Here is a 14,063-nt window from a genome sequence, read left to right on the forward strand (position 1 = left end):
CCGTGCTGCCCTGCGGCGGTCCTGCTGTGCCGCTCGGCGGGCACCCCGGGCTTGCCCTTTGCTCTGCTTCACTCCAGGAGACGGCCGGTGTTCGAATATCGGACGGTCGCTGTTTCCTCCGTTGAAGCAGAGCAAAGGACGTCAGCGGGGACCTCGCCCCCGGTGGGCCGGGCACCGGCCGTCGCGGCGGCCGAGGCGGCTACGGTGGCCGAGGCGGCCGATGTGGCTGCGGCGGCGCGTAGGAACTCGATCGACCGGGCGGCCACGGCGGGTGCGGCGTGCGAGTCGCGGGGTAGCTCGACCGCGACCAGGCCGCGGTAGCCGGCATCGGCCAGGGCGGCCAGCACCGGCGGGAAGTCGATCTCGCCGGCACCGAACTCCAGGTGCTCGTGCACACCCCTGCGCATGTCGTCGATCTGCACGTTGACCAGGTGCTCGGCGACCTCGGCGACGCACTGCGGCACCGGCTGAGGCTCCAGGCACCGGCAGTGGCCGATGTCGAGGGTGATGCCGAGGCGGGCCGGGGCGCCGAGCGCCGCGTGCAGTCGACGCCAGTCGGCGATGTCCTGCACCAGCATCCCCGGTTCCGGTTCGAAGCCGAGCGTCACACCCGCGCTGTCGGCGGCGTCGACCACGGTGGCGCAGCCGGACACGAGCCGGTCCCAGGCGCACTGCGGCGACACCGCCTCGGGCCGTACGCCGGCCCAGAACGAGACGGCCTCCGCGCCCAGGTCGGCGCCGATCCGTACCGCCCGGCGCAGGAACTCGATCCGCCGGGTGGGGTCGTCGTGCAGCAGCGTCGGGGCGTGCTTGTGCCACGGGTCCAACAGGTAGCGGGCCCCGGTCTCGATCACCACCGCGAGACCCAGCTCGGACAGCCGGCGGCCGACCGCGGCGATCCGGCGGGTGAGGCCGGGCGCGAACGGGTCCAGATGATCGTGGTCCAGGGTGAGCGCCACCCCGTCGTAGCCCAGGTCGGCGATGACGGCGAGCGCGTCGTCGAGCCGGTGGTTGGCGAAGCCGTTGGTGCCGTACCCGAGGCGCACCGTCGTCGCGTCGGCCCGGACCGCGTCGGCCTGCGCGATGTCCGGCCGGTCGGGGTCGAGCTGGGCCCGGCGGGACTGGGGCACGGTCATGTCGGCGAGACCTTCCGGGCCAGCCGACGGCCCAGTGGCGCGGCCGCCGCGACGGCCAGCCCGAGCAGTCCCGCGCCGCCACGGGCGGTGAGCGCTCCCTGGAGGGCGGGCAGGCCGGTGATCCCGGCGCCCACCGCCGCGCGGACCTTCCCGGCCGACGGATCCCGGACCACCTGCACCTGGGCCGCGCCGTAGCGGGCGGCGTACCACCCGGCCAGCACCGCCGGCAGCGCGGTGGCGATCCCGGTCGACCAGGCTCGGCCCGCGCCCGCGGCACCCCGCGTGTCGGTACGCCCGGGTACGGCGACGGCGGCGCTCGCGGCGACCACGGCGGTGCCGGCCAGGGTACGCATCGGCAGGGCGGCGTCCGCGCCACTGACCTCGCGACGGGACAGCGCGGTGACCGTCCAGGTGTGCGCCGCCACGGTGGCCGCCGAGGGCAGCGCCCGCGCCAGCCGGCCGCCGGATGCGCCCAGCAGCACGTCCAGCCCTCGGCAGGCGGCCATCACGGCGGGGCCGGCGGCGGTGTTCTTGGCCAGCAGGTCGTACCCCCAGATGCTGGCGGCCAGCGGCACCGCGAGCGCGGCGGCGCGGCGACCGCCCACGGCGGCGGCCAGGCCCACGCCGGCGGCGGTGAGGCCGGCGGCGAGACCCAGCGCGGCGTTCGGGGTGACCCGGCCGCTGGGGATCGGGCGCTCGGGGCGTTCGACGGCGTCGAGCCGCCGGTCGGACCAGTCGTTGGCGGCCATGCCGGCCCAGTAGAGCAGCACCGACGCGCCCGCCAGGGCGGGAGTACGCGGGCTCAACGCGCCGGCCGCCGCCGCGCCGGCCACGACGTCCCCGGGGACCGAGAGCGCGGCCGGCGCGCGGACCAGCTCGGCCAGGTCAGCCAGCGTGGTCATGGCCACCGTCCGGGCCGGCGTGCAGTCGCTGGGCGAAGTCGGTCAGCCGGGCCCACTGCTCGGCCAGCGAGTGGGTCGGCGTGCCGAGCGGGTCCTTGAAGAAGAAGCCCAGGTCGGCCAGCGGCCCGACGTGCCCGGCGGCGTGCGCGGCGGCGGTGAGCCGGGCCAGGTCGAGCACCAGCGGCGCGGCCAGCGCCGAGTCGCAGCCGTGCCAGGTGAACTCCATCCGCATGCCGGTGCCGAGGAAGCCGGCGAACGTGATCAGATCCCAGGCGGTCTTGAAGTCGCCCAGCTCCTCGACGTACTCGATGCGGGTGTTGCCCTGCGGCACGTAGCCGAGCGTCTCGCCGAGCACGCGTTGCTTGCTCTGCACCTTGGCCGCGTTGGCGGCCGGGTCGGCGAGGGTGGCGCCGTCGCCGCCACCGAGCAGGTTCATCCCGGACCAGGAGCGCACGGCGAGGTTGCGCATCGCGAACATCGGCGCGAGCACCGACTTGACCAGGGTCTCGCCGGTCTTGCCGTCGTGCCCGGCGTACGGCAGGCGGCGCTCCTGCGCCAGCGCGGCCAGCGCCGGCAGTCGCAGGCCGGTGGACGGCGTGAAGTCGACGTACGGGCAGCCGGCCAGCAGCGCCGCGTACGCGTACAGGGAGCTGGGCGGCAGCACCTCGTCGGTGCCGTCGAGGGCGGCGCGTAACGCGGCCGGGTCGGCGTGCCCGGGGTGCGGTCGGGGCACGGCCTCGGTGGCGGAGACGTTGACCACGACCACGCGATCCAGGTCGTGGCGTTCCCGGAAGCTGGTCAGGTCGCGGACCACGGCCGCGGCCCGGTCGGCCTGGGTGTCCCCGACCGGCGCGGGGCGCAACTCCTGCTCGACCACGCCCAACTCGTCGCGGAGCGCGGCGACCAGCCGTCCGGGGATGACGCCGGCGTCGGCGAGCGCCTCGGCGCGCTTGCACAGCGGGGTGGTGGCCACGTCGTGCCCGCCGAAGACCAGGTCCGCGAAGGACGGCAGGGCGGGACCACGCAGGTCCGGTAGCTCGGTCACACAGCCGGTGGGCCCGGCCAGGCCGGCTCGCAGCGCGAGCCCCCCGACGATGCTGGTGGTCGCGACGGAACCGCGCGCTCCTACCAGCCAGACACCTGTTCGCATGGTGCTCCTTCCCCATTTCCGAGGAACCGTCGGTACCGCTAAATATAGGAATATCAGAATATGTTTCGGAAAGATACGGCCCGGTTTCGGAAAAGTTTCGGGCCGGATGGATGGGCCCCGCCCGCCCGACCCGTACCGGTACGACGCCGGCCCGGCGTCGGCGTCGGCGGCGACGACGACGGACCGGATCTCGGCACGGGTACGGACAGACGGGGCTGGCAGGCAGGGTCGGTCGGCGTCTCGACCCTGCCTCCCCCGCATCCGCCGGCCGGGGCGTTGGCATGCCCCGACCGGACGTCTCAGGTTGCCGCGCCCACCGGATCCTCGACCGGGGTGCGGTCCGCCGTGCGGTGGCAGGCGGAGGCGGTACGGGTGGGGGCAGCGGCGGGCGATGTCATCGGGTCCTCCGGATCGCCGGGGGGTGGTGGTGGCGGTCCTCCGGTGCGGCCGGGGAATCCCGGTCCGGTCGCACCGGACGACCGTCCTATCCGTGCGCCACCGGGCCTCGAGGGCCCGGCTGCACACTCTCCGGAGCCGACCTCGTCCCGGCCGCGGGGCGCAAACCGCGGCCGGTCCCTCGCCGGTCGGCTCCGGAAAGCCGGTCGGGCGACGGCGGCGCGAACACCGCCGTCGCGGATGGTCAGGGGGTCAGACGGCGACCACGGTCAGCGCCGGTTCCACGTCGGTCCACGAGGAACCGGTCTCCGCCGAACGGGTCACCGCGTCCAGCACGAGCTGGACCTGCAACGCGTCGGCGAACGAGGGCGCCGGGTCGGTGCCGGTGGCGATCGCCTCGATGAGATCGCGCATCTGGTGGGTGAAGGAGTGCTCGTAGCCGATGATGTGACCCGGAGGCCACCACGCCGACATGTACGGGTGGTCGCCCTCGGTCACCAGGATCCGGCTGAAGCCCTGCTCCAGCACGGGCCGGGTGGCGTCGTAGAACTCCAACTCGTTGAGACGCTCCAGGTCGAAGACCACGCTGCCCAGCGAGCCGTTGATCTCGACACGCAGGGCGTTCTTGCGGCCCGTGGCGAAACGGCTCGCCTCGTACGTGGCCAGGGCGCCACCGTCGAGCCGGGCCACGAAGACCGCGGCGTCGTCGACGGTGACCGTCCCGGTGGCCGGAGCGCCGCCGTCGGCCGACTCGCCGTCGACAGTGGCCGCCAGCCCGCTCGACTCGGCCGGCAACGGCCGCTCCTTGACGAACGTCTCGGTGATCGCGCTGACGCCGGTGATCTGCTGGCCGACGACGAACTGCGTCAGGTCGATGATGTGCGCACCGATGTCACCGAGCGCGCCGGAGCCCGCCCTGTCCTTCTGCAACCGCCAGACCAGCGGGAACTGCGGATCCACGATCCAGTCCTGCAGGTACGACGCTCGGACGTGACGGATCACCCCGAGTCGTCCCTCGGCGACCATCTGGCGCATCATCGTGACCGCGGGGACCCGGCGGTAGTTGAACCCGCACATCGACCGCACCCCGGCGGCGCGTGCGGTGTCCGCCGCGGCGGTCATCGCCCGTGCCTCGGCCACCGTGTTGGCCAACGGCTTCTCGCACAGCACGTGCTTGCCGGCGGCCAACGCGGCGAGGGCGATCTCGGCGTGACTGTCGCCCGGGGTGCAGACATCGACAACGTCGATGTCGTCCCGGTTGACGAGGTCACGCCAGTCGGTCGTGTACGCGTCCCAGCCGAGCCGGTCGGCGGCGTCGGACACCGCTGTGGTGTCCCGGCCGCAGATCAGCGCCATCCGGGCCCGCGCCGGCAGGTCGTACACGCGGTTCACGGTGCGCCACGCCTGTGAGTGCGCGGCGCCCATGAACGCGTAACCGACCATGCCGATCCGCAGTTCTCTGTCTGTCGTGGACAAGGTGGGTCTCCCCCCGGTATGTCAGAACCCGAGCTTGTCGTAGCTGCTCGCGTTCTCCTTGGTGATCGTCTCGGAGGCGAGGGTCACTTCCTTGGGCACCTGCAGCTCCGTCAGGTCGCCCAGGCCCCGGCCCTGCGCGATGAGCCGCGCGAGCGAGATCGCCGAGGACGCCATCGACGGGTTGTAGGTGACCGTCGCCTTGAGCACCGAGTTGTCGGCCTTGATCGCGTCGATCGCGAGCTTGGAACCCGCGCCGCCGACCATGAAGAACTCCGACCGGTTGGCCTGCTTGACGGCCGCGAGCACACCGATGCCCTGGTCGTCGTCGTGGTTCCAGATCGCGTCGATCTTCGGCAGAGCCTGGAGGAGCTGGGCCGCCTCGCGCTGGCCGCTGTCCGAGGTGAACTCGGCCGAACGCCGGTTGCTCACCTTGAACCCGTAGGTCGCCAGGGCGGCCTTGAAGCCCTCGCTGCGCTCGACCGTCAGCGGGATCTCCAGGCCGGCGATCTCACCGATGACCGGGTTGGCGACGCCCTTGTCCTTGAGCTGCTTGCCGATGAAGTGGCCGGCGGAGACGCCCATGCCGTAGTTGTCACCCTTGATCACCAGCCGCGAGGCGAGCGCGTCGGGGAACGCCCGGTCGAGGTTGACGATCGGGATGCCGGCCTGCATGGCCTGGAGGGCAACGGCGTTGACCTCCTTGCCGTCGTGCGGCAGCACGACGATGATGTCCGGCTTCTGGGCGATCAGGGTGCCGAGCGTGGAGCGCTGGGCCTCCGAGTTCGACCCGCCGTCGACCTCCTTGAACTCCACGTCCGAGTACGCGGCGGCCTGCGCCTTGGCGTTGGCGTGGATCGCGCCCATCCAGCCGTGGTCGGCGGCCGGGGCGGAGAAGCCGATGACGACCTTCTTGCCCGGAGCGTTGTTGCCCTCGGCGTTGCCGGCGGCCTTGGTCTGGGTGCTGGCGGCCGGGGTGTCGTTACTGGTGCAGGCGGTCAGCAGGGTGGCGGCGCCAACCGCGGCACCACCGAAGAGCAACCGGCGGCGCGACAGGTCGCGACTGTTCTGGGTCATGAACGACCTCCTGGGAGCGGGATTTCATCTGGGTGAGGGTGTGCGAGGTCCGGCCACCGTCGAAGATCTCGACGTCGCCAGGACAACGGTGCGGTGCGTCAGGTTGTGGTGGTGACCCTGTTCCGCGCGAGGAGCCGGGTGACTGACTTGAACTTGAACTGCTGGATCAGGACGGCGGCGACGATAATGCCGCCCTTGACCATGTTCTGCGCCTCGATGGAGAGGCCGTTGATGGCGAAGAGGTTCGTGATCGTGGCGAAGATGATGACGCCGAGCAGCGAGCCGACGATCGTGCCCCGACCACCGCTGAGCAGCGTCCCGCCGATGATCGCGGCGGCGATCGCGTCCAACTCGTACAGGTTGGCCATCGCCGCCTGCGCCGAGGTGGCCTGCGAGGTGAGCATGATGGCCGCGATGCCGCAGCACAGACCGGAGAGCGCGTAGAGCAGCATCGTGTGCCGGCGGACGTTGATGCCGGCCAGTCGGGCCGCCTCCGGGTTACCGCCGACGGCGATGGTCCGCCGGCCGAAGGTCGTCCGGTTGAGCAGGACCCATCCGGCCAGTACGACCGCGCCGAGGATGTAGACCAGGATCGGGACACCGATGATCTTGCGGGCGGCGATGTCGTTGATGAACGTGCTGCTCGACACCTGCGTCTGCTTGTTGGAGATCGAGGCCGCCAGGCCGCGCGCGGCCACCAGCATCGCGAGGGTCGCGATGAAGGGCACCAACCTGCCGTACGAGATGAGCACGCCGTTGACCAGGCCGACGCAGATGCCCACCACGAGGGCCGTGAAGATCATGCCGCCAGCGCCGTAGCTCTGGGTGGCCACCGTGGTGCACCAGACCCCGGCCAGCGCGACGATCGCTCCGACCGACAGGTCGATGCCACCGCCGATGATCACGAAGGTCATGCCGACCGTGACCACGCCGACGACCGAGGCGAGTTGGAGGATCGCCAGGACGTTGTTCCAGACCCAGGTCGGGTCGCCGTACAGGTCCGGCTTGGTGATCGCGCCGACCACGACGAGCGCGGCCAGCACGCCGATCAGGCCGAGGTTGCGCTTCGCACCGTCGCCGCCGTCGCCCCGCCACCAGGAGAGCTTGCCGGTGGATGCCGTCTTTTCGCTGGCCACCGCCGTCTCCGCCGGGTCCACCGGCGGCGACTGGGCCGGAAGCTGCGGGCGCTCCGGTGTCGCGGTGGGTGTGGGAGTCGCGTCGCTCATGCCGGTGCGCCTTCCATCAAGGACCCCGCCATAACGAGGTCAAGCACAGTGTTCTCGTCCAGTTCGCCGGCCGCGGCCTCGCGGACGACCCGGCCTTCGCGCATCACCAGCACCCGGTCGGCCAGGCCCAGCACCTCGGGTACCTCGCTGGAGACCAGCAGCACGCCGACGCCCTGCGCGGCCAGTGAGCGGATCACCTGGTAGAGCTCGGCCCGGGCGCCCACGTCCACACCCCGGGTGGGCTCGTCGAGCAGCAGCAGCTTGGTGCCGCCGAGCAACCACCGGCCGACCACGACCTTCTGCTGGTTGCCGCCGGACAGGGTGCGTACCGGCCGGTCGACGTCCCGGGGACGCAGCTCCAGGGTCTCGGCGATCCGGTCCGCCTCGGCGCGTTCCGCCGCCGCGTTGGTGAAGCCGAGCCGCGCGTACCGGCCGAAGGTGGCCAGCGTGACGTTGCGGTAGATCGGCTCGCCCAGCAGCAGCGCCTGACTCTTGCGCTCCTCCGGGGCCATGCCCATGCCGGCCCGCACCGCCGCCCCGACGCCGGGGCGAAGCACCTTGCCGTCCATCCGCACCGTGCCGGCCTCCGCCAACCGGGCGCCGTAGATCGTCTCCAGCAGCTCGGAACGGCCGGAGCCGACCAGGCCGGCGATGCCGACGATCTCCCCGGCCCGCACGTTCAGCGAGACGTCGGCGAACTCACCGGTGCGGGTCAACCCCTCCACCTGGAGCAGCTCGTTGCCGGCGGTGTCATCGGTCGGCCGGTCCGGGAAGACGTACTCGATGGTCCGGCCGGTCATCCGGCTGACCAGGTCGCGGGTCGGGGTGTCGCGCGCCGGCAGGTTCGCCGCCGTGGTTCGGCCGTCCTTGAGTACGGTGACCCGGTCGCCGATCTCGCGGATCTCCTCCATGCGGTGAGAGATGTAGATGACGGCGATGCCCTGAGCGGTCAGCTCGCGGATGATCCGGAACAGATTGCCGACCTCGTCGTGGGCCAGCACCGCGCTCGGCTCGTCCATGATGATCAGTCGCGCCTCGTGCGACAGCGCGCGGGCCATGCTGACGATCTGCTTGCCGGCCGCCGGCAGCGAGCGGACCATCCGACCGGGCGGGATCTCGCCGTGCCCGAGCCGGCTGAGGATCTGCCGGGTGTGCCGGGCCATCCGGCCGCGCCGGACGAAGCCGAAGCTGCGGTACTCGTGCCCGAGGAACGCGTTCTCCGCGACCGAGAGGTCTTCGACGAGGTCGAGTTCCTGGTAGATGGTGGCGATGCCGGCCTTCATGGCGGCCTGCGGGTTGGTGAAGGTGGCCGGTTCGCCGCGCCACTCCACCAGCCCGGAATCCGGCTGGTGCACGCCGGCCAGCACCTTGATGAGCGTGGACTTGCCAGCGCCGTTCTGCCCCAGCAGGCAGTGCACCTCTCCGGCGCGTACCTCGAGCTGGACCCCGTCCAGGGCGCGTACACCGGGGAAGGTCTTGACCACGTCGGTGAGGCGCAGGACCACCTCGCCCGCGACGGTGTCGGGCGGAGCTTCGACCAGCGGCGCGGCGGCGTCGGCGTCGGCCGACCCGGTGGTGGCGGTCTCGTCGGACAGGGCCACGGTCTCCTCCTCGCTCATGATGCTTCCCCGAAGGCGACGTCACTGGCGAGCACGGCCGCACCGGCGACACCGGCCCGGCCACCCAACTCGGACAGCACGACGGGCAGGTTGCCGGTAGCCAGGGGCAGTGACCGGCGGTAGACCACACTGCGGATCTCGGCGAGCAGGATGTGCCCGAGCTGGGCCAACCCGCCGCCGATCACGATCATCGACGGGTTGGTGAAGCTGACCAGCCCGGCGAGCACCCCGCCGACCCGGCGTCCGCCGTCGCGGATCAACTGGATGCAGGTCACGTCGCCCTCGACGGCGCCCTCGGCGACGTCCAGCGCGGTCACCGTGCCCCGCGTGCTCAACCGCTCGGCCAGGGCCGGCGACGCTCCGCTGCGGGCCGCGACGAACGCGTCCTTGGCCAGCGCCGCGCCGCTGAACAGGGCCTCCAGGCAGCCCGCGTTGCCGCAGGAGCACATCGGACCGTGCGCGTCGACCTGGATGTGGCCGATGTCCCCGGCGCAGCCGTCGGTGCCCCGGTAGACCTCGCCGGAGAGGTAGATGCCGCAGCCGACACCGGTGCCGATCTTCACGAAGAGGAAGTCGTCCACCGAGTGGGCGACCCCGCCGTGGCGTTCCCCGATGGCCATGATGTTGACGTCGTTGTCGACCACCGCCGGGCAGGCGTGCTCGCGGCTGAGCAGCTCGCGGACGGGGAACCGGTCCCAGCCCGGCATGATCGGCGGCGACACCGGCACGCCGTCGCGGAAGCTGACCGGCCCGGGTACGCCGATGCCCACCGCGTCCAGCCGCTCGTACGCGCCGTCGACGCGGGCCTTGTGCAGCAGCTCGTTGACCCGTTGCAGGGTGACCTTCGGGCCGCTGCGGATGTCGGCCGGCTCGGCGTAGTGGGCCACCGGTTCGAGGCGACCGTTGACCACCTCGACGTCCATCGAGCTGGCGCCCAGGTCGACGGCGGCGAAGCGCAGCTTCGGGTTCAGCTCGACGAGCGTCGAGCGACGCCCGCCTCGGGACGCGGCGAAACCGGCTTCGGCGACGTACCCGAGCGCGACCAGCCGGTCCAGCTCGGCCAGCAGTCGCGGGCGCGGCATCTGGAGCCGGTCGCCCAGCTCGGCGCGGGACACGGCCCCCTCGTCGCGGAGCAACCGCAACAGTCGGACGTGCAGGGGGTCGACGGTCCGCACGCGCGGTTCACCTCTTCATCGGACTCGTTCACATCGACGCAATGTCGATGTGTTGTGTCCGACACAGTAGGAGCGCTCTGCGCCGCGTGTCCAGAGCTTCAGCCGTTCCGTTCCCAACTTTTGTCCGAAGGAACAAAAGCTAAAAGTGGATCAAGAAAAGGATAACGGCGTGCCCGCAGGCGCTCGCGTGCAGTTTCATCGACCGACACGAACCCGCCCCGCCAGCGGGTCCGTGCTGGCGGGGCGGGTTCGTGTCGGTCGGCGCTTGATCCACTCCAGGTCGGCGATGTGGTGCCATCCGGTACGGGGGATGCCGCCACGTCGGCGATCTGGTGTCGGTCAGGCGGTGCGGTCCCTCTTGCGGAGCTTGCGGTCGTCGCGCAGCTCGACGTACGGCTCGTCGTCCACCGGGTGACCGGCCGAGATGGCCCGGCCGCGCTCCAACTCCGCGTCGAACTCGGCGCCCAGCAGGATCGCGATGTTGCTCAGCCACAGCCAGACCAGGAAGATGATCACCCCGGCCAGCGCACCGTACGTCTTGTTGTACGAGCCGAAGTTGCTCACGTAGAAGGCGAAAAGACCGGAGATCACCAGCCAGATCACCACCGCCAGCACGCCGCCGGGGCTGACCCAGCGGAACCCGCCGTGCCGGGCGTTCGGCGACGCCCAGTAGAGGATGGCGAACATCAGGCTGACCAGGAGCAGCAGCACCGGCCACTTGGCGACGTTCCACACCGTGACCGCCTCGGAGCCCACGCCGATCGCGTCGCCGACCACCTCGGCGAGCCGGCCGGTGAACACCACGATCACCGCGCTGGCCAGCAGCAGCACGCCGATCACCGCGGTCACGCCGAGCCGGATCGGCAGCGTCTTCCAGATCGGCCGGCCCTCCGGCACGTCGTAGATGGTGTTCGAGGCGCGCATGAACGCGGCGATGTAGCCCGACGCGGACCAGAAGGCGGCCACCAGACCGATGATCGCCGCCACGCTGGCCAGCCCACCGCTGCCCTGCGCCTGCTTGATGGCCTCCTCGATGATCTTCTGGACGCTGTCGTTGGGCACCGCCTGGTTGACCGTGTCCTTGACACCCTCGGTGGCGCTGGTGCCCAGCAGCCCGAGGATCGAGATCAGCACCAGCACCCCGGGGAAGATCGACAGCACCCCGTAGTAGGTCAGCGCCGCCGCCCAGTCGGTCAGGCTGTCGTCCTGGAACTCGCGGACCGTACGACGCAGCGCCGCCTTCCAGCCACTGCCGGGCAGGTCGGTGGGGCTGTCCGGGCCGTCGTCGGGCCCGACCGGCCCGACCGGCGCGCTGGCCCGGTCCCGCTCGGTGCGGGCGCGCGTGCGGGGGTCGTGCTCGCTCCGGCCGTGCTTAGGATCGCGGGCGGTGCCGTCGTGCGCGGCGCTGTCGTGGGCGGTGTCGTCGTGGGCGGTGTCGTCGTGGGCGGTGTCGTCGTGGGCGGTGTCGTCGTGGGCGGTGTGCTGGCGCTCGCGCTGGGCGGAAGACTCGTCCGAGGCCATCGCCCCTCCTCGTCGTCGGCGGTGTCACCTGCCGACATGCCCCGTCGACGGCCTCCGATAACCCCCTACTTGTAGAGCATCCTGCCCATCCGGCGCGAGGCCACCAGCAGACCGACCGCCATCATCGCCAGCAGGTAGAGCACGTCGAGCAGCCAGAGCCAGCCGCCGGTGCCCACCGTGAGCCCGCGGAGCAGGTGCACCGCCCGGTACAGCGGAGTGACCTCGACCAGCCAGCGCAGCAGGGTCGGGTAGGCCTGCGCCGGCACGAACGTGCCCGAGAAGAAGAACAGGGTGAACTGGACCGACCCCACCAGGTCGAAATCCTGCCAACTGCGCATGACGGTGGCGACCGCCATGCCGAGCCCGCCGAACGCGAACCCGACCAGCACCGCCGCCGGCAGCGCGGTGACGGCCCGGGTCACGGTGGTCAGGTCGAGCGCGACCATGACCCCGAGGAACGCCGCCGAGTACGCGCTGCCGCGCAGCATCGCCCAGCCCAGCTCGCCCAGGGCGATCTCGAACGGGCGGATCGGGGTGGCGATCATCCCGTCGTACAGCTTCATGTACTTCATCTTGCCGAAGAAATTGAATGTGGTCTCCGAGATCGCCCCGGTCATCGCGGAGGAGGCCAGCATCGCCGGGGCCACGAACTCGGCGTACGACACGAGCCGCCCGTCGGGCAACGGCAGGTCCCCGACCAGCGTCCCCACACCCAGACCGATGGAGAGCAGGTAGAGCAGCGGCTCCACGAAGCCGGAGAGCAACAGCAGCCAGTAGACCGCCTTCAGGGCCGTGACGTTGCGCCCGATCACCGACGCCGACCGGCGGGACGCGCCGGAGACGTCGATCAGCCGGGGCAGGACCAGCGTGACCACGGGTTCCCCCTAGACGACGAGCTTGCGGCGGAAGGTGCGCAGAGCGAGCAGCCACCCAGCGACCGCCCAGGCGGCCAGGTAGAGCAGGTGCCCGACGATCGACCACTGTGGGGAGACCCCGAGCGTGGCAGCCCGGCACAGGTCGACGGCGTGCCACAGCGGCGTGGCGTACGCCAGCCAGCGCAGCGCCTCGGGCAGCGACTCGACCGGGAAGAACACCCCGGCGAACAGGCTCATCGGGATGACCGCGAACCGGAACAGCATGGCCAACCAGCTGTCGCTGGACACCGCCGCGGCGTACGCGAAGGTGGGCGCTGCCACGGCCAGCGCGAGCAACGCCACCACCGGCAGGGAGACCACCGCCCACGGCGACCGCAGCGCCCCGAACAACCCGGTGACCAGCAGGAACACCGCGATCGTGGTGACCACTCGGAACAGCACGAAGGCCAGGTGCCCGGCCAGGATGTCGCCCACGCGCAGCGGCGACGCGCTCTGCGCCTGGTAGCTCTTGACCCACTGGAAGTTGCTGAACACCGGCCACGTCGAGTCACCCACGGTCACCTGGAGCGCGGTCGAGGCGATCAGCCCGGGAACCAGCCACTGCAGGTAGGGCACCCCGTCGACGCCCTGGTCGATGTAGCCCCCGACGCCCACGCCGAACCCGAGCACGGTCAGCAGCGGCAGCAGGAACGACGAGAACACCCCGGCCCGCCAGGTACGCCGCAACCCGACCAGGTAGTAGCCGAACACCGCGGACGCCGGCGCCCACGGCGGTCCCGGTCTCGCCCGCGTCCGTTCCGCCACGCTCACCGCGCCACCTCCACCCGCGTCGACCACGACCTGTCTACCCAAGGGGTACGACAGACCGCGACCCGTTTACGCCGTGACCGGCCCGTCGCTGGTGTGACCGGCCCGTCGCTGGCGTGACCGGCCCGTCGCTGGCGTGACCGGCCCGTCGCTGGCGTGATCGACTCGGCTTCCCGGAAGTCGGGGTGTCAACGGCCGGGGGAAGCCCCAACATCCGGGAAGTCGAGTGGATCACGCCGCGCCAAGCCGGCGAGGGCCGCCCGCGCGATGATCCACTCCAGGTCGGCGACGTGGCGGCATCCCATCGCGCGGATACCCCCAGATCGGCGATCTGGTGTGGATCACGCTCGACGAGCAGCGTCGGACTCGACGAACGCGCGCCAGGCGTCGACCGTGAAGACCAGCGCCGGACCACCGGGATCCTTGAAGTCACGGACAGCCACCACCCCCGGCAGGTTGTCGGCCACCTCCACGCAGTTGCCGCCGTCCGGGCCGCTGCGAGTGCTCTTGCGCCACCGGGCACCGGTCAGTCCCATGTCTCCGCCACTTCCTTCGCCTTCGTCGGATGACTGCTGCTGCGGTAGTGCCTCATTGCAGATCAACTCGGGCTCGCAGAAAGCGGGGCGTCCCGGTCCCGCAGACACCCCGATTCGCAGGAAGCCGAGTGGACCTTGGTGCTGTGCAGAGCCAGACGGTCGGACCGCGC

Annotated in this window: 12 protein-coding genes; all 12 read right to left on the reverse strand. The window is 71.4% G+C overall.

The window, feature by feature from the left end:
* Window positions 1-68: 68 nt before the first annotated feature.
* A complete protein-coding gene (locus ACQP0N_RS25645) occupies window positions 69-1,136 on the reverse strand; it encodes a sugar phosphate isomerase/epimerase family protein (RefSeq protein ID WP_433114728.1) in 1,068 nt (355 codons plus the stop codon).
* Window positions 1,133-2,038, reverse strand: a complete 906-nt coding sequence (locus tag ACQP0N_RS25650) for an SCO3242 family prenyltransferase (RefSeq protein WP_433114729.1) — start codon at window positions 2,036-2,038, stop codon at window positions 1,133-1,135. Before ACQP0N_RS25650 ends, ACQP0N_RS25645 begins: the two co-directional genes overlap by 4 nt.
* A complete protein-coding gene (locus ACQP0N_RS25655) occupies window positions 2,022-3,188 on the reverse strand; it encodes an inositol-3-phosphate synthase (RefSeq protein ID WP_355051308.1) in 1,167 nt (388 codons plus the stop codon). The genes ACQP0N_RS25650 and ACQP0N_RS25655 overlap by 17 nt, the downstream gene beginning before the upstream one ends.
* A gap of 648 nt (window positions 3,189-3,836) precedes the next feature.
* Window positions 3,837-5,027 (reverse strand): Gfo/Idh/MocA family protein, encoded by a 1,191-nt coding sequence (locus tag ACQP0N_RS25660; RefSeq protein WP_433121813.1) that lies wholly within the window; start codon window positions 5,025-5,027, stop codon window positions 3,837-3,839.
* A 54-nt stretch (window positions 5,028-5,081) separates the two neighbouring features.
* On the reverse strand, window positions 5,082-6,134 hold the full coding sequence (locus ACQP0N_RS25665; protein ID WP_425893459.1) for a substrate-binding domain-containing protein: 1,053 nt from the start codon (window positions 6,132-6,134) through the stop codon (window positions 5,082-5,084).
* Between the two features lie 98 nt (window positions 6,135-6,232).
* Complete coding sequence (locus ACQP0N_RS25670) at window positions 6,233-7,360, reverse strand: ABC transporter permease (RefSeq protein WP_357175800.1); 1,128 nt, start codon at window positions 7,358-7,360, stop codon at window positions 6,233-6,235.
* Window positions 7,357-8,979, reverse strand: a complete 1,623-nt coding sequence (locus ACQP0N_RS25675; RefSeq protein ID WP_433114732.1) for a sugar ABC transporter ATP-binding protein — start codon at window positions 8,977-8,979, stop codon at window positions 7,357-7,359. The genes ACQP0N_RS25670 and ACQP0N_RS25675 overlap by 4 nt, the downstream gene beginning before the upstream one ends.
* A complete protein-coding gene (locus ACQP0N_RS25680) occupies window positions 8,976-10,154 on the reverse strand; it encodes an ROK family protein (protein WP_355051303.1) in 1,179 nt (392 codons plus the stop codon). Before ACQP0N_RS25680 ends, ACQP0N_RS25675 begins: the two co-directional genes overlap by 4 nt.
* Before the next feature lie 339 nt (window positions 10,155-10,493).
* Complete coding sequence (locus ACQP0N_RS25685; RefSeq protein ID WP_433114735.1) at window positions 10,494-11,675, reverse strand: YhjD/YihY/BrkB family envelope integrity protein; 1,182 nt, start codon at window positions 11,673-11,675, stop codon at window positions 10,494-10,496.
* A 65-nt stretch (window positions 11,676-11,740) separates the two neighbouring features.
* Window positions 11,741-12,550 carry an ABC transporter permease gene (locus tag ACQP0N_RS25690; RefSeq protein ID WP_433114737.1) on the reverse strand — a complete coding sequence of 270 codons (810 nt, stop codon included), beginning with the start codon at window positions 12,548-12,550 and terminating at the stop codon, window positions 11,741-11,743.
* Between the two features lie 9 nt (window positions 12,551-12,559).
* Window positions 12,560-13,360, reverse strand: a complete 801-nt coding sequence (locus ACQP0N_RS25695) for an ABC transporter permease (protein ID WP_433114739.1) — start codon at window positions 13,358-13,360, stop codon at window positions 12,560-12,562.
* Window positions 13,361-13,698: 338 nt separating this feature from the next.
* The gene (locus tag ACQP0N_RS25700; protein ID WP_433114741.1) at window positions 13,699-13,893 is read right to left on the reverse strand and encodes a DUF397 domain-containing protein; all 195 of its coding nucleotides are present in this window, start codon (window positions 13,891-13,893) and stop codon (window positions 13,699-13,701) included.
* Window positions 13,894-14,063: the final 170 nt, after the last annotated feature.

Origin of the sequence: Micromonospora sp. CA-246542, assembly GCF_050942905.1 — a bacterium.
Lineage (GTDB): Bacteria > Actinomycetota > Actinomycetes > Mycobacteriales > Micromonosporaceae > Micromonospora.